The following is a 20,528-nucleotide window of genomic DNA, read 5'->3' on the forward strand; positions in this document are numbered from 1 at the left end:
ACAATGGAAGGCACACGTATCCGGTGGTGCGGGCGGGCTTCAAACCCGTCAGGGGATGTCTATCATTCTCTCGTAAGTTCGACTCTTACTGTCTTCCGCCAATTCATTTCACCATTAATCCAAACAAGCTTTTGCCGATTTCTGGACCAACACAAATTTTGGACGAAAAAAAACGGCGAAACCAATTCGCCGTTTTTCACTATTGCTCACAATTACTGTTCACGCACCCACACTTGGCTGCGACCAAGCATTGGAATTCCAATATAACCGCGCACATTGAGTTTCTTGCCGCCGTCTTTGAGCACCAATTTGCTTTTATACACTTCGCCATTGTCCGGATCGAGAATGGTGCCGCCGTTGTATTCGTCACCGTCTTTTTTCAAGCCATTCAAAATCGTCATGCCTAGCACTGGCTGACCTTTTAAGGCGCCTTCGCATTTAACGCAATTTGGATTTTGATCTTCGTTCGGCTCTCTGAACAATTTTTCAATCTTGCCGGACAGTTCGCCGTTGGTTTCGGTAATCCGAATCAGCGCCCTCGATTTACCGGTCACATCATCGATGTTTTTCCACAATCCCACCGGCGTTTGCTGAGCTTGCGCTCCCAAACTCAACAAGGCCATTCCAATTCCCGCTGCAATTACGCTTACTTTTTTGATCGTCATACAGGTCTCCTAGGGAAATTTCTTCGTTTGAATTTCTACTACTTGGCTTGATTCCTACATCGTGAATTGTGCTGACGGTAAAGCAAACGTTAAACTGGACTGAGATAACTGTCGCTCATATTCAGTCCAGTCTTGGCAGAAATTACCCGCGATTAGGCTGCTGGTAACTTAGCAAACTGTTCGCGCAGCTTATCTAATGTAGCGGAGAAGTTTGCCACTCTTTCTTTCTCTTGCGCGACAACCTGAGCAGGTGCTCTAGCTACAAAACCTTCGTTACCGAGTTTGGCTTGCGCTTTGTTGATCTCGGTTTCTAGGCGCGTCATTTCTTTGGTCAAACGCTCGCGCTCAGCGGCCACGTCGATTTCCACCTTGAGCATTAACTTCGTTTCGCCCACGATAGACACTGGCGCTGGCGATTCTGGCAGCGCGTCTAAGACATGCACCTCAGACAATTTCGCCAAAGCTTGCAGATACGGCGCATAGGCTTGCAAACGCGCTTTTTCTTCTGCGCTGACCGCTTGCAGCAACAATGGCACGCGCTGCGCTGGGGATAATTGCATTTCACCGCGCAGATTACGGCACGAATCGGTCAGCGTTTTTAAGGTGTTCATCCAAGCTTCAGCGTCGGTATCCAATTTATCCAAATTCGCAATCGGATACGGTTGCAACATAATCGTGTCGCCCGCCGGATTCAGTTTGTGGTTAGCTAACGGCGCAACGGTCTGCCACAAGGATTCAGTAATGAACGGAATAATCGGGTGGGCCAAACGCAGTATCGTTTCTAACACGCGTAGCAGGGTGCGGCGAGTGGCGCGTTGTTGCGCGTCGGTGCCGTGTTGCATTTGTACTTTGGCGACTTCCAAGTACCAATCGCAATATTCATCCCACACGAATTGATAAATGCTCGCGGCGATATTATCAAAACGGTAGTCAGCAAAGCCTTTGGCGATGTCTTCTTCGGTGCGCTGCAAGATCGACACAATCCAACGATCGGCTTGCGAGAAATCCAAATATTCTGGTTTGCAGATGCCGTCAATATGGCTGTCGAAACCGCAGTCTTTGCCTTCCACATTCATCAGCACAAAGCGCGTCGCGTTCCACAATTTATTGCAGAAATTACGGTAACCTTCGCAGCGGCCCAAATCGAAGTTGATATTGCGACCGAGTGAGGCATAACTCGCCATCGTAAAGCGCAGCGCGTCGGTGCCATAGGCTTGAATACCATCGGCAAATTCTTTACGCGTGGCTTTGCTGATTTTTTCTGCGTCTTTGGGATTCATCAAACCGGTGGTACGCTTAGCAACCAATTCTTCCACGCCGATACCGTCGATCAAATCAATCGGATCAAGCGTGTTGCCTTTGGATTTCGACATCTTCTGACCGCTCGAGTCGCGCACCAACCCATGCACATACACGGTATGGAACGGCACTTTGCCGGTAAAGTGCGCGGTCATCATGACCATACGCGCCACCCAGAAGAAAATAATATCAAAGCCGGTCACTAACACGGACGACGGCAAGAAGGCTTTTAAATCTGGCGTTTCTTCCGGCCAGCCCATGGTCGAAAACGGCACCAAGGCTGACGAGAACCAGGTATCAAGCACGTCTTCATCGCGCTTTAATGCGCCGCTGTAGCCCGCTTTGTCGGCCTTCGCTTTTGCTTCGGCTTCGCTGGTTGCGACAAAAATTTCGCCGTTCTCGCCGTACCACGCAGGGATTTGATGACCCCACCACAATTGCCGCGAGATACACCAATCTTGGATATTGCCCAGCCATTGGTTGTAGGTCGTGCTCCAGTTTTCTGGCACAAACTTGATTTCACCATTGGCGACTTTTTCCAGCGCGACTTCGGCAATCGATTTGCCGGGGAAGAACGTGCCCTCCGGCGCAGGTTTGCTCATCGCCATAAACCATTGATCGGTCAACATCGGCTCAATCACCACGCCGGTGCGGTCGCCGCGCGGCACCATGAGCTTATGCGGCTTCACCGATTCCAACAAACCTTGCGCGTCCAGATCGGCCACCATTTTTTTACGGGCGACGAAACGATCTAAACCGCGATACGCTTCTGGCGCATCGTCCACAATCTTGGCATCCAACGTCAGGATGCTAATCATGGCTAACTTGTGACGCTGACCCACCGCGTAATCGTTAAAGTCATGCGCGGGCGTGATTTTTACGCAACCGGTACCAAACGCTTTATCGACGTATTCATCGGCAATCACCGGAATTTGGCGATTGGTCAGCGGCAGATTGAGCAACTTGCCAACCAAGTGGGTATAACGTTCATCGCTCGGATCAACCGCCACCGCCACGTCGCCCAGCAGAGTTTCTGGGCGCGTCGTGGCAACAGTCAAAAAGCCAGAACCGTCTGCAAACGGATAACGGATATGCCACATCGAGCCGTCTTCTTCTTCCGACACCACTTCTAAATCGGACACGGCTGTACCTAATACTGGGTCCCAGTTCACCAAACGTTTGCCACGGTAAATTAAGCCTTGCTCATACAGACGCGAAAACACTTCGGTCACGACTTTAGAACGCGGTGCGTCCATCGTGAAATATTCACGCGCCCAGTCGGCGGACGTGCCCAAACGGCGCATTTGGCCGGTAATGGTGGAGCCGGATTTTTCTTTCCATTCCCAGACTTTTTCGACGAACTTTTCGCGGCCTAAATCGTGACGTGAAATCTTTTGCGCATCCAATTGACGCTCAACCACGATTTGGGTGGCGATACCGGCATGATCCGTCCCGGGCACCCAAGAAGTGTTAAAACCACGCATCCGATAATAACGCGCCAAACCGTCCATGATGGTTTGATTGAACGCATGTCCCATGTGCAGCGTACCGGTGACGTTAGGCGGTGGTAATTGGATGCAGAACGATGGCTGATTGGCATCCATGGAAGCCGCGAAATAACCGCGTTGCTCCCATTCGTTACGCCAGATTTTTTCGATTTCGGCGGGCTCAAAAGACTTTGCTAATTCCATGATATTTATAGTATTGATTGAAAACAGAAGGGCAGATTATAAAGCGGTAATGGGGGATTTAGTGCTGTTCTGTTCAGATTACTGGGCTAGCTTGCAATGATTGCTGCGCCTTGCATCCTAGCGCGCTTGATGCACAAACGATAACTTAGCTAACGATTTTGAAAAGCAATGTGAAAATAGATGTTATTTTCATCATTTAATGGACATTTTGCACGGGTAAAATCACGCATCAGCGCGCTTTAATCAGCTGGTTAAGCGCTGCTCTGATACAATGTTGCCGCTCAATTAGGGGAATTCTCACTACAACATTGAACCCAGCTGATCGCTACACCGCAGCACGCGCGATTAGTCGGCACATTTCAGTAATAGCAATAAAAATCAGCACTCTGCACGACGAATATCAGCAGCATCCCCAGCGATTTCCGAGCATTGAGCCCAGCAAGCCGAACACCCAGCGCCACGAAGCCGATAATTAACTTTCATGCATTGCAAACCGGATGCAGCAAGCCCATATAAGCAATCCTTGGCACTCAACCACCATCACACATACATATTATGAAAATCTCTCAAGACACCGTTGTCAGCTTAAATTACCGCATGTTCGACAGCAACAACCAGCTAATCGATGAAAATCAAGAACCTATCGTGTATTTGCACGGCGGTTACGACAATATTTTGCCGCCAGTAGAAGCTGCATTAGAAGGCCATGCGGTTGGTGATTCTATCTCGGTTTCCATGTCACCCGACGAAGCCTTTGGCGAAATCGAAGAGAGCTTGGTACGCGAAGAAGACGTCGGCCTGTTCCCGCAAGATATCGAAGTCGGCATGATGTTTGAAACCCGCGATCCAGATACCGGCGAAGCGCATCAATTCCGTGTCACCAATATCGATGCAGGCAAAGTCACCGTCGATGGCAATCATCCCTTGGCTGGCATGTCGTTGAAGTTTGAAGCGACTGTATTAGAAGTGCGCGCCGCATCGGACGAAGAAATCGCTCACGGCCACGTGCACGGCGCTCACGGTCACGACCACGGCCATGACCATTAATAAAGACTTGTACGCCGTTCTAGGCTTAGCCAGCACGGCGTCGGCTGACGAGATTAAAAAAGCGTTCCGTGCCAAAGCATCGGAGTTTCATCCGGATCGCAACACGTCAGAACTCGCCCCTGCGAAATTCAGGGAAGTCAGAGAAGCCTATGAGGTGCTCTCTGACCCGGTTGCGCGCGCCAATTACGACGATAATCGACGCCGCAATCTGCTCGAAACGCCGCTGGAAACAGCGCAAGAAATTTGGTCCACCTATGTATCTGGAGTATTACATTGAAATTATCACGTTATTTCGCGAACTTAACCTCGTCTTACAATGCTGAATTAGACGATTTGCGCACCGATTCCGAAGGCAATAATGTGCTCAAAGCGCGTCTGGCAAAAAAGCGCGAACAAGTTCCGCAATTACTCATGATGATGTCGTCCGCACCTGAAATGGTGGCCGTGGCTTTTCATGGCGGCTTCTTTTTTAAAAACGTGATGGTGCTGGAATCGCTGGTTACGCGCGAAGCGAATAAATTCCCAAGTTGGGAAACCTTAAAGAAAGCCATCATCATTGAACCGTGGGCGCAAGCGCTGGTAAATACCGTGCTGACCGATCCCGATGGCGAGCATTTTTTGATTACTACTGCCGGTTTGGAATACCTCAACCGCAGCAATAAATCGCGCACAGTCCATCCGTCCAACGCAGACGAAATCGCCTCTGACGAAGAACGTCAACAGCGCGACGATGACGATGCAGAATACGCGACCGAAGAAGGTCACGATGACGACAATAACGATGCCTATTTAAACTCGGATGATCGCGTCGCGGACGAAGGTGAAACCACCGAATACGATTTAGATCGCGCTGGTGCTGATTGGCTGGCCGAACAAGGCTTTGATCGCAAAGAGTAATTTTTAGCTGGTCTTCGGCTTATTTATTCATCCAAATTACATTCGCAAGCAAAAGGAAATTATGAGCGTACCTGCATTAATACAAGCACAAAACTTGATTAAATCTGGCGATATCGTTGGCGCAGAACATGCATTAGCCACCTTAGCAGAAACCGAAGGCGATCACGCTTTAGTGGTCGCTTTGGATCAATTTCCGCCTAAGGATTTGCTCGCCATTATTCGCGAATACGACACCTCCAAAGAATCGCTGGTCAATTTATTGGTCACGCCAGAACAGTTCGCGCAAGCGGTGGTTTTGGAAAAGCGCTACGGCGACTTAAGCCATGAACAATTGCGCGGCATGATTAATTCGGTGATCTTCCGCGAAGGCGCTGATCCGTCTGAATTCCTGTACGCGATTAGCGAAGTCGAAGGCGGCTACGAAGCATTGACCGACTATTTAGCCGAGCGTACCGAACGGATCGAATGTTTTTATCGCTATGCCACGTTCGATTTATTTGAATACAGCGACGAAGCCAAAACCCAAGCGATAGACGACGATTTACTAAACCTAACACGCGACAACGAGCCGCAATCGTCACCGCTCGATATGTCCAATTTTGAAGATCACGATTGGATGGAAGTCACGACCATTTTGCGCTACCAGCATCCCGATATTTTCCGCGAAGTGCTTTTAAAGTTGCGCGCTCGTTTGAAGAAAGAAAATGCTGCTCACGATGCGTTTATGGATAGCATTGAAGAGTTGCCAGAAGGCGTGTTGGATAACGACAAGCCAATGCCAAGCAATGACCGTCCTGATTTTGAAGGTCTGCAAGAAGAATCAGCGCTGTAATCACAATGACTTCTGCACAAAGCACCTCAGCGGCGAGCGACGATTTTCAACTAGCCACGTTTGAAGATCGTCCGTTTTTTGAAAAAGCCCTGCGCCACGGCGTACAGCACAAGATCATCAGCCCAGAAAAGCTCGCCGCCATCGACATCGAGGCGCCCAAAGGCATCGTGCAAATTGCGACAGCCTTCGGCAGCCCCTACTTGCGCGCTGAGCTAGAAACCGCGCGTAATCGCATCGTAAATTTGGTCAGTTTGTATTTGTCGGAAACGACCAATCACGATCTCGACAAAGCGGCCCGTTTAATCCGCGACAATACGTTTTTAACTTTGTCGCGCGGTGGCTCAGGCTTGCTCAAAGAATTGTTTGCGCTGCCGGAATACCCAATTCTGGGGCCTTACGATCATGGCCGCGTGGAAGATTTTTTAGAGTTTTGGTCGCGTAAAAAATCGTTCGACGATTACCGCAACACCAAACGCCAACGTTTGTTAAATCAGACTGAAATCAAACTAGCCAAAAAATTCGGCAGCAGCTTAAGCCTGCCCAGCTCGATCTATCAAGAACAGCATTGCGAAGCCGACGCTTTAATCCGCAGCGCTTTGTTACTCGGTTTGCAAAAAACCACCGCAAAAAATCCGGGTCTGACCGAATGTTTTAACCAAATTGAATTCGCCAAACTGCTGGATAGCTTACGTAAAAAAGGCGTCGCGAAAAAGCTCACAATTTCTATCGCGCTCACTGAAGAAGAATTGAGCTTGGTGCAGCATCTGCAGCACGACATGGTGGAACATGATTTACCTAAAATTGCCGATACCAACCTGCCGCTCGATCAGTTAATTAACCAGCTCAAAAACCGCTACTTCATCCGCGACCATGAGATAGACGACAGCGCCAGTTATGACGCCTTGGTATCCAAAGAATGGAGCAAGTACACCAAGGGCAAAAACGATATTGATGCGATTTTGACCTTACTGTTATGCATCGCCGCGCAAGTGCCGGGCAAAGTCAGCTTGACCGAATCGGCGGCAAAGACCTTGATTAAAAAAGTACGCAAAGAAGGCTTCCAACCCGAATTAGCCACGCAGTTTGTGCAGCAACACGCGCCGCATGAAAAGCAAGAAAGCCTGCTCGAAGATTGGGACGATTTTTGCGAACAAGCCAATCTGTATCTGCTCGACGATTGGGATAATGAATTACGCGGAGCGTTGAATTTCTTGCATGAAAATTGTTACGTCGAGCGCAGCAAAAAATAACAATGTGCCAAGCCTGTTTTATGCGATTGTGATTGGATTGCACAAGTGATCCAACCACGCAACGCCATTGTTGATTATAATTGCGGCTTACTTGATTAAAGTCGTATCACCGCTAGGGGTCCTTGTTGAATCCGATTGAGAAACTCAATTGGCAACATCAACAAGGTGAGAAATACCCTTTACCTGATCTGGATAATGCCAGCGTAGGGAAGCAAACAGTGCCGGAAGTTGCACCCTTTTTCCGCCCACACTCAATGTCTCCCTTGCTGAAATCACTAACTCACAAGGAGGCACCATGAACGCCAATCCCAAATTCCTATCCGCCACGGCCACTGTTGACGCCGCCGCCATTGCACCTTTGCCAAATTCACGCAAAGTGTACATCCAAGGTAGCCGCCCAGACATTCAAGTGCCGATGCGTGAAATCAGCCAATCGGATACGCCCGCTTCCTTTGGTTTCGAAGAAAATCCACCGATCTATGTGTACGACACATCCGGTCCCTACACCGATCCGAACGCCAAGATCGATATCCGCTCCGGTCTAGCGCCAGTGCGCGCGAACTGGATTGCTGAACGTAATGACACCGAAGAATTATCCGGACCTTCTTCGGCTTACGGCATCGAGCGTTTAAACGATCCTAAATTGGCCGAATTGCGTTTTAACCTCACGCGTTTGCCACGTCGCGCCAAAGAAGGTAAAAACGTCAGCCAAATGCATTACGCCCGTCAAGGCATCATCACACCAGAAATGGAATACGTTGCGATTCGTGAAAACATGCAGCGCAAAGAATATTTAGAAAAGCTGCGTCAATCCGGCGTTATGGGCAACAAGCTGGCTGACTTAATGGGTCGCCAACATCCGGGGCAAAACTTCGGCGCTGCGATGCCAGCCGAAATCACGCCAGAATTCGTGCGCGAAGAAATCGCTCGCGGGCGCGCCATTGTCCCTGCCAACATCAATCACCCCGAAGTCGAACCGATGATTATCGGCCGTAATTTCTTGGTCAAAATTAACGCCAACATCGGTAATTCGGCTGTCACTTCTTCCATCGGTGAAGAAGTCGAAAAAATGACTTGGGCAATCCGTTGGGGCGGCGACAACGTGATGGATTTATCTACCGGCAAACACATCCACGAAACACGCGAATGGATTATCCGCAATTCACCAGTGCCAATTGGTACGGTACCGATTTATCAAGCGCTAGAAAAAGTAAACGGCAAGGCTGAAGACTTAACATGGGAAATTTTCCGCGATACCTTGATCGAGCAAGCTGAGCAAGGCGTTGACTACTTCACCATCCACGCTGGCGTGCGTTTGCAATACGTACCATTGACCGCCAAACGTTTGACCGGCATCGTCTCACGCGGTGGTTCGATCATGGCGAAATGGTGTTTGGCACATCACGAAGAATCGTTCCTGTACACGCATTTCGAAGAAATTTGCCAAATCATGAAAACCTACGACGTGTCGTTTAGCTTAGGCGACGGCTTGCGTCCAGGTTCGATTTTTGATGCCAACGACGAAGCGCAATTAGGCGAATTAAAAACCTTGGGCGAACTCACGCAAATCGCGTGGAAGCACGACGTACAAGTGATGATCGAAGGCCCCGGCCACGTGCCGTTGCACCTGATCAAAGAAAACATGGATCTGCAATTAGAGCAATGTTATGAAGCGCCTTTTTACACCTTAGGGCCTCTAACTACCGACATCGCGCCGGGCTACGATCACATTACTTCCGGCATCGGCGCGGCCACGATCGGTTGGTACGGCACGGCCATGTTGTGCTACGTGACACCGAAAGAGCACTTAGGTTTACCAAACAAAGCCGACGTCAAAGACGGCATCATCACCTACAAAATCGCAGCGCACGTAGCTGACTTAGCCAAAGGTCATCCGGGTGCACAGATTCGTGACAATGCGTTATCCAAAGCACGTTTTGAATTCCGTTGGGAAGATCAATTTAACCTCGGTTTGGATCCAGACAAAGCGCGTGAATTCCACGACGAAACGCTGCCTAAAGATTCCGCCAAAGTCGCGCATTTCTGCTCGATGTGCGGCCCGCATTTCTGCTCAATGAAGATCACACAAGAAGTACGTGAATACGCAGCGCAGCAAGGAATCAGCGAAATCGCAGCGTTGAAAAAAGGAATGGAAGTCAAAGCAGTTGAGTTCATCAAAACCGGCGCTGAAATCTATCATAAACAGTAATCACGACAACGCGAGCAAGCTATGGAAATCACCTTAAACGGTGCGGCACATCCGTTAGAGGATGGGCAGTCGGTGGCGGATTTGGTGGCAGCGCTCAATTTATCGCAACAGGCCATCGCCGTTGCGGTAAATCGTAGCATCGTCACGCGCAACCGCTGGGCGGAACATCAATTGCAGCAGTACGATCAAGTCGATGTTGTGCGTGCCATTGGTGGCGGTTAATAACTTAGTCGGCGGCTCAGGTTTGTCCTGAGTCGCGTCCGATTCAAGGCAAGCGATCGCACCACTAACGCTCCAATTGAGCTGCTCCGGGTTCACACCGAAGTCACCTGAGCCACATCACCGTTGTTTAATGTCGAATGGAATCAAGATGTCACAACACACAGACAGCAACACCACCCACAGCGATAAAAGCTTCACCATCGCTGGCAAAACTTATTCATCGCGCCTGTTAGTAGGTAGCGGTAAATACAAGGATTTAGAACAAACCCGCTTGGCGACCGAAGCCAGTGGTGCCGATATTATTACCGTCGCCATTCGTCGGGTAAATATCGGTCAAGACCCGAATGCCCCAAGTTTATTGGACGCCGTTCCTCCTTCGCGCTACACCATTCTGCCTAACTCCGCCGGATGCTATAACGCCAAAGACGCGGTCTATACATTGCAACTCGGTCGCGAATTATTGGGCGGACATAAGCTGTGTAAATTGGAAGTTCTAGGCGACGAAAAAAGCTTATTCCCCAACATGCCAGAAACCCTGATCGCCGCGCAACAATTAGTCAACGACGGCTTCGACGTTATGGTCTATTGCAGCGACGATCCTATCCAAGCCAAGATGTTAGAGGACATCGGCTGCGTGGCAGTCATGCCGCTGGCCTCCTTAATTGGCTCAGGCATGGGGATTTTGAATCCGTGGAATTTATCCTTAATCATCGAACGCGCCAACGTGCCTGTGCTGGTCGATGCTGGAGTAGGCACCGCGTCGGATGCGGCAATTGCGATGGAATTAGGCTGCGACGGTGTGTTGATGAATACCGCGATTGCCGGGGCCCACGACCCAATCCGCATGGCGCGCGCAATGCGTTTGGCGGTTGAGGCTGGGCGGGAAGCTTATTTGGCGGGGCGGATTGCGAAGCGATTTGCAGCGTCGCCCTCCTCACCTATGGCTGGGCGGGTGATTTAATTTTTTTGACCTAGGCGGAGCTTGTGGCCACTCTCAGCGTTTGTAGTTGGTTGTTAGGTTAATGTTGACGTGGCTTTTGATTTGCCCGCCACTCTATTTCGGCTGGAAATTTGGCTTAGAAATGGCTTAGCCATTCAAAAGCAACCCATACAAATTGCGACGATTACAGCGCATTGCAGAATCAACACCGAATTTTAAATTCAGCCATTAGTGCAAATTAGTGCAATGTAATGCAAATTAATGCTGACAATTAAAACCACTCATTCTCCAATTACTATGACCACACCCTCCGTCCTCGTATTTGCCGGCAGCGACCCCAGCGGTGGCGCAGGTATCGCTGCCGATATCGAAGCCATTGCCGCTCAAGGCGCACATGCCTTGGCGATCATTACCGCCATTACTGTTCAGGACAATGACCAAGTGTTCGCGGTGCATCCGGTAGCAGCCGATTTAATCCTGCACCAAGCCCAAGTGCTGGCCGACAAAATCGCCATTAGTGCCATCAAAATCGGAATCATTGCCAGCAAAGCCAATGCAACGGCAATTGCGGATTGGATTACGCGCTACAAAATTCAACACCCGACTTTGCCAGTGATTCTTGATCCAGTGTTAGCCAGCGGTCACGGTGATTCTTTGGCGGTCGAAGATCCGGTTGAGGCGCTTGCCCCGCTCTTATCGATCGCAACCTTGATCACACCGAATTTGCCTGAAGCGGCCAAACTCTGCCCTAAAGCGCGCTCACCTTTGCAACAAGCGCAGCGTTTGGTGGAATATGGCGCGGTCGATGTCTTGATCAAAGGCGGGCACGGCGACGATGAAACAATTACCAATAGCTGGTTCCATCAAGACGAGGGCGATGTGCAGGTTAAGCACAGTCAGTGGGAACGCTTGGACGGCGCTTTTCATGGCAGCGGCTGTACGTTAGCGTCGGCCATTGCGGGGCAACTGGCTTGCGGCAAACCGATGCAGACTGCGATTGAATTTGGTTTGGCTTATTGTCACCAAACCCTAGAAAATGCCTACTCCATCGCACCAGGACAGATGATCCCGCAACGCCATCCTTAACCGATTCACTATTTTTCTGAAGCTCCCTATGAACACGCAATTATCCGGTTTGTATTTAGTCACCCCCGATTGGGACGACACCGAGAAGTTACTCGCAACTAGCGAACTCGGCTTAAGAGGCGGTGCGGCGCTTTTGCAATACCGCCACAAAACCGCCGACGCACAATTGCGCTTAACGCAGGCCACCGCGCTGCGCGACCTGTGCCGTCGCTATAACCGTCCTTTCATCATTAATGATCACGTCGATCTGTGCAGGGAACTCGATGCGGACGGAATTCATGTCGGTGGAACAGATGCATCGGTCGCGCAAGTCCGCGCTGCTATTGGCCCGCACAAAATCGTCGGCGCTTCGTGCTACGGCGATTTACAGTTAGCACATTCGGCTTACCAACAAGGCGCGAGTTATGTGGCCTTTGGCGGCTTTTATCCTTCCCGCATCAAGAAATATCCTGTGACGACACCGCAGACTATCGTTAGTGACGCTAAACGTGACATCGCGCTGCCTAATGTGGTGATTGGCGGCATGACGTTGGAAAATTGTCAGCCGCTGGTGGCGCAAGGAGCGGATATGGTGGCGGTGATTAGTAGTGTTTATTTTGCGGACGATGTGGAGGGAGCTGCTAGGCAGTTTGTGGCTCTTTTTGCACAGCGCTAGGGATTTTTTATACAGACCCGCGGGTAGGCATTCATTTGACCTTCCCGCCGCACCTCACGCTTTAGGTTTTCAATAAGTGTAACGATTCAAAAACACTCAAGTGCACAAATCCACCTTAGGCAACCAATTACGAATAAAAATATCATTCAATTTAAACAATTGTAAAAGCCAAATTTTCCCCAACCACCTCATAACCCATCTCCCCCATCCCGTATAATCACGGAATGCAAAATCTCCTACAAAATCTCAATCCAGAACAATACGCCGCCGTCACCCTACCAGCCGAATCTGCGCTGATTTTGGCCGGTGCAGGTTCTGGCAAAACGCGGGTTCTCACAACGCGTATCGCGTGGCTAATTCAAACGGGTCAAATCTCGCCCTCCGGCTTGATGGCAGTGACTTTCACCAACAAGGCTGCCAAAGAAATGCAAGCGCGGCTCTCAGCGATGTTGCCGATTAATACGCGCAGTATGTGGATCGGTACGTTTCACGGTTTATGCAATCGCCTGTTGCGCGCGCATTTTCGCGATGCCAGTTTGCCGCAGACGTTTCAGATTCTGGACAGCCAAGATCAACTGTCGATGGTCAAGCGGATACTCAAAGCCAATCAAATTGATGACGACAAATACCCGCCGCGCAATGTGGTCTATTTCATCAACAACGCGAAAGAGCAAGGTTTGCGGGCCGCCAAGGTCAACACCTACGATCCGACTAGTCGCCAACTCGCTGAGATTTACGGCATCTACGAAGAGCAATGCCAGCGCGATGGTGTAGTTGATTTTGCGGAATTATTGCTACGCACGGTCGAACTGCTGGCTAGCAATCAACCCTTGCGTGAACATTATCAAGCGCGGTTTAAACATATCTTGGTGGACGAATTTCAAGATACCAACGACTTGCAATATCGCTGGATTAAACTCATGGCAGGCACGCAGTCGGCGGTGTTGGCGGTGGGTGATGATGACCAAAGTATTTATGCTTTCCGTGGCGCTAATGTTGGCAATATGGCGTCGTTTGAACGTGAATTCCGCGTGCAACATCGGATTAAGCTTGAGCAAAATTATCGCTCGCACGGTCACATTCTCGATTCAGCCAACGCGCTGATCTCCAACAATACCGAACGTCTAGGTAAAAATTTACGTACCGATGCCGGGCAAGGCGAATTAATTCGGATCCAAGAAGCACCCTCTGATCGCGAAGAATCGCAGTGGCTGGTTGAGCAGATTAAAGAACTCACGCGCCAAGGAATCGCTAGTTCGGAGATCGCGATTCTCTATCGCTCCAATGCCCAATCGCGCGTGATCGAACATGCGCTGTTTTCCGCTAGCTTGCCGTACAAAGTGTATGGCGGTTTGCGTTTTTTTGAACGTGCTGAAATCAAACATGCGATTGCGTATTTACAGTTGATGGACAATCCGCATAACGATTCTGCATTCTTGCGTGTCATGAATTTCCCAGCGCGTGGCATCGGTGCTAAAGGTCAAGAAAACTTACAAGACGTTGCGCGTCAACACGGCTTATCACTCTATGCAGCGGTACCACATTTGGGTGGCAAAGCCGGTTCCACTTTAGGTGCCTTCGTCAAATTAATCGAAGCGGCACGCTTTGAAACCCAGATGCTGACATTGCCAGAGCTGGTCAAACGGGTCTTAGAAATGAGCACCTTGATCCAGCATTACCAGAACGAGAAAGACGGCGAAGATCGAGTTGAAAACTTGGAGCAGTTAGTTAGCTCTGCCGCGCAGTTTATCGCCGAAGAAGGCTTTGCCAACGACGCGCCAGCTCTGATGGGCCCCGCCTCAATCGCCAGCACTAATATCGTACAAGGCGACGGAGTAGAAATTCTCGACGCGGACGCAGCGTTAAATACCTTGATGTCGCCGCTGTCGGCTTTCTTGTCGCATGCCTCCTTGGAAGCGGGCGACAATCAAGCGCAAGTGGGACAAGATGCATTGCAATTGATGACCGTGCATTCGGCCAAAGGCTTGGAATTTGATGCGGTATTTATCACTGGTTTGGAAGAAGGCTTGTTCCCGCACGAAAACAGCGCGAAAGAAACAGGCGGCATGGAGGAAGAGCGGCGTTTGATGTATGTGGCGATTACTCGCGCGCGGCAACGTTTGTTCATCAGCTTCGCGCAAACCCGCATGCTGCACGGCCAGATTCGCTATAACACCAAGTCGCGCTTTTTGACCGAGCTGCCGGAAGAAAACGTCAAATGGCTGTCACCCAAAGTGCAGCAAAATTGGTTTTCTTCACCGAAGTCGGCTTGGGACGCAGACGACCAATACAGCCAACGTTCGCAATTCAGTGGCGCAGGTAGTTCGTCGTATCAAAACAAAGTTAGCTACGCCGCACCGCATAACATTATCCCGACCAACGAAGATGGCTGGCGTATCGGCTTGAGCGTTAGACACGCCAAATTCGGGGAAGGCATCATCATCAAGCTCGAAGGCAGCGGCAGCAATTGCCGCGCGCATATTCAATTTTACAAACTCGGTTTAAAAGTCTTGGACTTAAACATCGCTAAATTAGAGAAAGTATAAAAACATGCCGACACTGCCCATTACCCCCTTTATCCAATACGCTGCCGCAGGGATTTTTGCTTTGGCGGTGTTGCATACGTTTTTCACCAAGCATTTTCAGCACTTAGCGCATACCGATACGCGCAATGCGGGCTTGTGGCATTTGTTGGGCGAGGTCGAAGTGGTGTTTGGCTTTTGGTCGTTTATTTTGCTGATCGTGATGGCGTTATCGAGTGGATCAACACTCGCAATTGATTATTTAGAGAGCCAAAACTTTACCGAGCCGCTGTTCGTTTTTGTAATTTTGACGATTGCGGCCACCAGCCCGATTCTGTCGTTCGTAGGAAATCTGGTGGATAGAATTACCGCGATTCTGCCGGTTCCAAATGGGATAGGTCGCTACTTTTTGTGTCTATTTTTTATTCCACTGCTAGGATCATTTATTACCGAGCCGGCGGCGATGACCTTATCGGCCTTACTATTACGCGATCTATATTTTAATCAGGCGGTATCGAGCCGATTTAAATATTTCACCTTGGCGGTATTGTTAGTCAATATTTCTATCGGCGGCGTCTTGACGCCCTACGCTGCGCCACCGGTGTTGATGGTGGCCGAAAAATGGGGTTGGGATTTGTCGTTTATGTCGTCGGTGTTTGGCTGGAAGGCGGCGATTGCCGTGTTTATCAATGCGCTATTGGTCAGCCTGCTCTTCTTGAAAGAATTAAACGAATTAGCCAAGAACGCGCCAGAGCAAGCGCCGCGCAACAAGATGCCGCTGTTTTTGACGGCCGCTCATTTGCTATTTTTATTCCTCACCGTTTGGTTTAGTCATCATCCGGTGGTGTTTATTGGCTCGTTCCTATTCTTCTTGGGCTTCACGCATGCCTACCCGCAGCACCAAGATAAATTAATGCTTAAAGAAGGCTTGTTAGTCGGCTTCTTCCTCGGCGGCTTGGTCGTTTTGGGGGGCTTGCAACAATGGTGGTTGCAGCCCTTAATTTCGCAAATGAGCTCCGGCACATTATTTTTTGGCGCGATTGGATTGACTGCGCTGACCGACAATGCTGCGCTGACTTATCTTGGCTCGTTGGTGGAAGGAATTAGCGACGCAGCGAAATACGCGTTGGTCGCTGGCGCAGTAACTGGCGGCGGTTTAACAGTGATTGCCAATGCGCCCAACCCGGCCGGATTTTCGATACTTAAAGAATGCTTTGACGAGCAATCGATTAGCCCATTAAACGTTTTCTTAGCCGCTTTAATCCCGACGATCATTGCAGCGAGTTGCTTTGCCTTGCTTTGATTGATTCCCGCAGTTAACCACTTTTATTAAGGCGCATCATGATCACTCTGCACCACCTTGAAACCTCGCGTTCGCAGCGGATTTTGTGGCTGCTCGAAGAGCTACATATTCCCTATGAAATCGTGGTCTATAAACGCGACGCTAAAACTCGCCTAGCGCCCCCAGAATTGAAAGCAATTCATCCTTTGGGCAAATCGCCCGTCATTACCGATGGCGATATAACGGTGGCAGAATCCGGCGCGATTCTGGAATACTTAGTCGATAAATACGGTTCAAGCGGCCAAGGCGATGTCGCGCATTTATTGCCTGTCGCTGGCACACAAGCTTATCGCCAAAGCCGCTTTTGGATGCATTACGCGGAAGGTTCGCTGATGAATTGGTTGGTGATGAAATTAGTCTTTGTCATGATTCCAACCCAGCCTATGCCATTTTTTGTTAAACCAATAGCCAAGCAACTCTGCGCGCAAGTTCAAGCGCTGTTAATCGATCCAAATTTAACGACTGCGCTAGCATTCATGGATCAGCATTTGGCTACCCACCAATGGTTTGCTGGCGATAACTTAACTATTGCCGATTTTCAGATGAGCTTTGCGGTGGAGGCGGCTTTGTCCCGCAGCAAGGACACGGCCCAATATAAGCATCTGGCGGCATACAAAGACAAGCTCACTGCGCGCCCCGCTTATCGCAAAGCGATTGAAATTGGTGGGCCGGTAATTATGGGCTAACGCTCCTGGGTGGAACTAGCTCAATGTAAAAAGGCGAGATTTATTCTCGCCTTTTTTATTGGTTGCCGTTATTTGACGACAGCAGCTACTAAGGCTGCCCAACGACGTTTAATTGCCCAATTATTTGGAGCAAGCCTTGCCGTGATCAGCGCGTGCGCCTTTGGCTTTAGCGTCGGCTTCGCTCAGGTATTCACCAACTTTAGTGGTACCGTAGGATTTAGTACCGAAGCAGTGATACACGTTTGATTTGGTATTGAGCCAGACTTTGTCGGCTGAGCCACCCGCTGCGGCGACTTTGGCTTTGGTTTTAGCCGTTGATGCAGCACTGTTGGCTGCATTACTTGCGGAAGTTGCTGCTGGTGCCGCCGCTGTTGATGCTGCGGTGGTTGCCGCTGTTTTAGCGGTGGCCGCGGTGGGCGCGGTTGGCGCGGTTTGGGCAAAACTAGCTGCTGCCAAGGTCAAACTAGCGATGACAGCCAGCGATTTTACGAATGAGTTCATGGTCGTACTTTCAAAGTTGAGATGAATGAAAAGAGTAAAACACGTCCTACCGAGACTAACTATTTTTAGTCGCCAAGTGATAAAGACCCAGCAACACAATTGCACCTACCACCGCACCGATAAATCCGGCTGATTCTCCTGCCTGATACCAACCAACAAAATGTCCTAAATACGTTGCTACCACCGAGCCGGCAATCCCCAACAAGGAAGTCAAAATAAAGCCGCCGGGATTATTCCCCGGCAGAATAAACTTCGCGATCACGCCAGCAATTAACCCGATCAAAATCGTCCAAATAATGTGCACAGTGTTCCCCTAAGGTGAAATTGGAATGTCAAAAAATCATACCTAGCTTTAGTAAATCGAACTGTGGAACATTGTTAAATAACGAAACTTTTTTAGAGCGAGGATTCAGAACGGAAAATACAGCGATCACACCAAACTCGCCGCAGCAAGACCAAAAACAAAAAAGCCCAACGCAAACGCATTGGGCTTTTTGATTAAAACCTAAAACTAAGGATTAGTGACCAGAAGCACCGGCTGCACCAATACCCGTTTCAGAACGAACACGCTGTGCTTCGTAGCCAGCTTTATCCACCGCAGCGCGTGGGCTGTTATCTAACACCGAGAATAACCAAATTCCGATAAACCCTGCCGTCATCGAGAAAATCGCTGGCGACGTGTACGGGAAAATCGCATCGGAATAATGGAATACGTCGACCCAAACTGACTTAGAAATCAAGGTCAAGCCGACCGCGGTAATCAGGCCGATGAAGCCACCGATGGTTGCGCCGCGAGTGGTACAGCCTTTCCACAACACAGACATAAACAACACAGGGAAATTAGCCGAAGCCGCAATCGCGAATGCTAACGACACCATGAACGCGACGTTTTGCTTTTCGAACAAAATGCCCAAGATCACAGCGATCACACCCAACACAGCGGTAGTGATACGTGAGACGCGCAATTCATCGACGCTGCTTGCTTTACCCGCTTTGACGACAGTGGAATACAGATCATGCGACACCGCCGAGGCGCCAGACAAAGTCAAACCAGCGACCACCGCCAAAATCGTGGCAAAGGCTACGGCGGAGATAAAGCCCAAGAAAATATTCCCGCCAACTGCTTTAGCCAAATGCACCGCCGCCATATTGTTACCGCCCAATAATTGGCCAGCCGCTGTTTTAAATTCAGGATTGGTGCTTACCAACACAATCGCGCCGAAGCCGATGATGAACGTCAGGATGTAGAAATAACCAATCCAAGTCGTGGCCCAGAATACCGATTTACGGGCTTCTTTCGCGCTAGGCACGGTGAAGAAACGCATCAAAATGTGTGGCAAACCAGCTGTACCAAACATCAAAGCCATCCCGAATGAGATCGCTGAAATCGGATCTTTCACGAAACCACCTGGGCCCATGATGGACACGCCTTTGGTCGCCGCAAGTGCTTCTGGCGTCACCCCTTTGGTGGCTGCCTCCGCAATGATTTTGGTATCCGCCAAAGCTAAATTGGTTTTGATTTCAATCGCTTTCGCAAACAAGGCTTCTGGGCTGAAGTGAAATTGTGCCAAAACCATGAACGCCATAAACGACGCTCCGGCGAGCAGCAGACCGGCTTTAATAATTTGCACCCAAGTCGTTGCTGTCATGCCGCCAAACAGCACATAGACCATCATCAACACACCGACGATGACAACCGCAATCCAGTATTCCAAACCAAATAACAGTTTGATCAACTGACCAGCACCCACCATTTGCGCGATCAAATAAAACAGCACGACCACTAAAGTGCCGGATGCTGAGAACACGCGAATCGGCTTTTGTTGAAAGCGGTAAGCAGCCACGTCAGCAAACGTGAAGCGACCCAAGTTACGCAGACGCTCTGCCATCAAGAACGTAATCACAGGCCAGCCGACCAAGAAACCGACCGAGTAAATCAACCCGTCGTAGCCGTTGGCATAAACCGCCGCCGAAATTCCCAGGAAAGAAGCAGCCGACATGTAATCGCCCGCGATGGCTAAACCATTTTGGAAGCCGGTAATGCCGCCGCCAGCGGTATAAAAGTCAGCCGCCGATTTAGTGCGACTAGCAGCCCATTTTGTAATGAACAAGGTAAACACAACAAAGGCGCCAAACATCGAAATCGCCACCCAGTTGGTCGGTTGTTGAGTCGTTTGTCCCATGTCCGCACCAGCGGCGAACACTGAACCAGCTAGCGTGCTAGTGAGTAAGGCCACGAATAACGCGGATAAACGTGTATGAGTAGTTTTCATTTCAACACCTCCGCTTTGAGTTTTTCGGTCAATTCATCGAATTGATTATTGGCGCGGCGCACGTAGATGCCAGTGATGATGACGGTAAACGCGATCACGAATAAACCGATCGGCATACCGATAGTCATCACGCCATCACCGAAACGGGTGCTGAGCAATTGCTTATCAAATGCGATGAGAGCGATAAAGCCGTAGTACACAATCATCACTAGCAGTGTGAATAACCAGCCGTAGGATGTGCGTGCTTTGACGAGTTGTTGATAGTTGGGGTTAGCCAAAATCTTTTTGACGAGGTCATCTTCCATGTTGTCTCCTATTTATAGTTGTACTACTTACTAAATCGACCTTGTTGCATCGATCTAGCGTAATAAGGGCATCGCTCTTTTGCTACTGCGGCGATATCGCCCCTTA

19 protein-coding genes, 1 tRNA gene and 1 riboswitch are annotated in these 20,528 nt (G+C 49.8%); of the genes, 14 read left to right on the plus strand and 6 right to left on the minus strand.

Annotated elements, in window-relative coordinates; genetic code table 11:
- Positions 1-5 precede the first annotated feature (5 nt).
- A tRNA-Sec gene (locus tag E2I14_RS19310) sits at positions 6-101 on the plus strand.
- 111 nt (positions 102-212) lie between these two features.
- Here E2I14_RS19310 and E2I14_RS13045 read toward each other — a convergent pair.
- Positions 213-623: a DUF2147 domain-containing protein gene (locus E2I14_RS13045; RefSeq protein ID WP_227544733.1), complete on the minus strand. Its 411-nt coding sequence runs from the start codon at positions 621-623 to the stop codon at positions 213-215.
- A 194-nt stretch (positions 624-817) separates the two neighbouring features.
- Positions 818-3,655, minus strand: a complete 2,838-nt coding sequence (locus tag E2I14_RS13050; RefSeq protein WP_133329215.1) for a valine--tRNA ligase — start codon at positions 3,653-3,655, stop codon at positions 818-820.
- Between the two features lie 555 nt (positions 3,656-4,210).
- Between E2I14_RS13050 and E2I14_RS13055 the strand changes: the two genes are divergently transcribed.
- The 13 genes from E2I14_RS13055 to E2I14_RS13115 all read left to right on the plus strand — a co-directional run bounded on the left by E2I14_RS13055 (position 4,211) and on the right by E2I14_RS13115 (position 17,343).
- Entirely contained in the window at positions 4,211-4,702 is a 492-nt protein-coding gene (locus E2I14_RS13055) for an FKBP-type peptidyl-prolyl cis-trans isomerase (protein WP_133329217.1), read from the plus strand.
- Positions 4,692-4,979, plus strand: coding sequence for a DnaJ domain-containing protein (locus tag E2I14_RS13060; protein ID WP_133329219.1), 288 nt, complete (start codon positions 4,692-4,694; stop codon positions 4,977-4,979). The genes E2I14_RS13055 and E2I14_RS13060 overlap by 11 nt, the downstream gene beginning before the upstream one ends.
- On the plus strand, positions 4,976-5,599 hold the full coding sequence (locus tag E2I14_RS13065; RefSeq protein WP_133329221.1) for a hypothetical protein: 624 nt from the start codon (positions 4,976-4,978) through the stop codon (positions 5,597-5,599). Before E2I14_RS13060 ends, E2I14_RS13065 begins: the two co-directional genes overlap by 4 nt.
- A 61-nt stretch (positions 5,600-5,660) precedes the next feature.
- Positions 5,661-6,431, plus strand: a complete 771-nt coding sequence (locus E2I14_RS13070) for a hypothetical protein (protein ID WP_133329223.1) — start codon at positions 5,661-5,663, stop codon at positions 6,429-6,431.
- A 5-nt stretch (positions 6,432-6,436) separates the two neighbouring features.
- Positions 6,437-7,681, plus strand: coding sequence for a hypothetical protein (locus tag E2I14_RS13075; protein ID WP_133329225.1), 1,245 nt, complete (start codon positions 6,437-6,439; stop codon positions 7,679-7,681).
- A 104-nt stretch (positions 7,682-7,785) separates the two neighbouring features.
- Positions 7,786-7,908: riboswitch (TPP riboswitch) on the plus strand.
- 68 nt (positions 7,909-7,976) lie between these two features.
- Positions 7,977-9,890: a phosphomethylpyrimidine synthase ThiC gene (thiC, locus tag E2I14_RS13080; protein WP_133329227.1), complete on the plus strand. Its 1,914-nt coding sequence runs from the start codon at positions 7,977-7,979 to the stop codon at positions 9,888-9,890.
- A gap of 21 nt (positions 9,891-9,911) precedes the next feature.
- A complete protein-coding gene (thiS, locus tag E2I14_RS13085) occupies positions 9,912-10,112 on the plus strand; it encodes a sulfur carrier protein ThiS (RefSeq protein ID WP_133329229.1) in 201 nt (66 codons plus the stop codon).
- Positions 10,113-10,260: 148 nt separating this feature from the next.
- Complete coding sequence (locus E2I14_RS13090) at positions 10,261-11,073, plus strand: thiazole synthase (RefSeq protein ID WP_133329231.1); 813 nt, start codon at positions 10,261-10,263, stop codon at positions 11,071-11,073.
- Positions 11,074-11,349: 276 nt separating this feature from the next.
- Positions 11,350-12,138 carry a bifunctional hydroxymethylpyrimidine kinase/phosphomethylpyrimidine kinase gene (gene thiD / locus E2I14_RS13095; RefSeq protein WP_133329233.1) on the plus strand — a complete coding sequence of 263 codons (789 nt, stop codon included), beginning with the start codon at positions 11,350-11,352 and terminating at the stop codon, positions 12,136-12,138.
- 28 nt (positions 12,139-12,166) lie between these two features.
- Positions 12,167-12,793: a thiamine phosphate synthase gene (thiE, locus tag E2I14_RS13100; RefSeq protein WP_133329235.1), complete on the plus strand. Its 627-nt coding sequence runs from the start codon at positions 12,167-12,169 to the stop codon at positions 12,791-12,793.
- 224 nt (positions 12,794-13,017) lie between these two features.
- Positions 13,018-15,339: a UvrD-helicase domain-containing protein gene (locus E2I14_RS13105; protein WP_133329237.1), complete on the plus strand. Its 2,322-nt coding sequence runs from the start codon at positions 13,018-13,020 to the stop codon at positions 15,337-15,339.
- A 4-nt stretch (positions 15,340-15,343) separates the two neighbouring features.
- Positions 15,344-16,618, plus strand: a complete 1,275-nt coding sequence (locus tag E2I14_RS13110) for a putative Na+/H+ antiporter (RefSeq protein ID WP_133329239.1) — start codon at positions 15,344-15,346, stop codon at positions 16,616-16,618.
- A 38-nt stretch (positions 16,619-16,656) separates the two neighbouring features.
- A complete protein-coding gene (locus E2I14_RS13115; protein ID WP_133329241.1) occupies positions 16,657-17,343 on the plus strand; it encodes a glutathione S-transferase family protein in 687 nt (228 codons plus the stop codon).
- A gap of 120 nt (positions 17,344-17,463) precedes the next feature.
- Here the strand turns inward: E2I14_RS13115 and E2I14_RS13120 are convergent, their stop codons facing one another.
- From E2I14_RS13120 to E2I14_RS13135, 4 genes are all read right to left on the minus strand, one after another.
- Positions 17,464-17,844 carry a hypothetical protein gene (locus E2I14_RS13120; RefSeq protein WP_133329243.1) on the minus strand — a complete coding sequence of 127 codons (381 nt, stop codon included), beginning with the start codon at positions 17,842-17,844 and terminating at the stop codon, positions 17,464-17,466.
- Between the two features lie 55 nt (positions 17,845-17,899).
- Positions 17,900-18,148, minus strand: coding sequence for a GlsB/YeaQ/YmgE family stress response membrane protein (locus E2I14_RS13125; protein ID WP_133329245.1), 249 nt, complete (start codon positions 18,146-18,148; stop codon positions 17,900-17,902).
- Between the two features lie 214 nt (positions 18,149-18,362).
- Complete coding sequence (locus tag E2I14_RS13130) at positions 18,363-20,027, minus strand: cation acetate symporter (protein ID WP_406675711.1); 1,665 nt, start codon at positions 20,025-20,027, stop codon at positions 18,363-18,365.
- Between the two features lie 86 nt (positions 20,028-20,113).
- Positions 20,114-20,422, minus strand: a complete 309-nt coding sequence (locus tag E2I14_RS13135; protein WP_133329249.1) for a DUF485 domain-containing protein — start codon at positions 20,420-20,422, stop codon at positions 20,114-20,116.
- Between the last annotated feature and the right edge of the window lie 106 nt (positions 20,423-20,528).

Source organism: Sapientia aquatica, from assembly GCF_004358105.1.
Taxonomy (GTDB): Bacteria; Pseudomonadota; Gammaproteobacteria; order Burkholderiales; family Burkholderiaceae_D; genus Solimicrobium; species Solimicrobium aquaticum.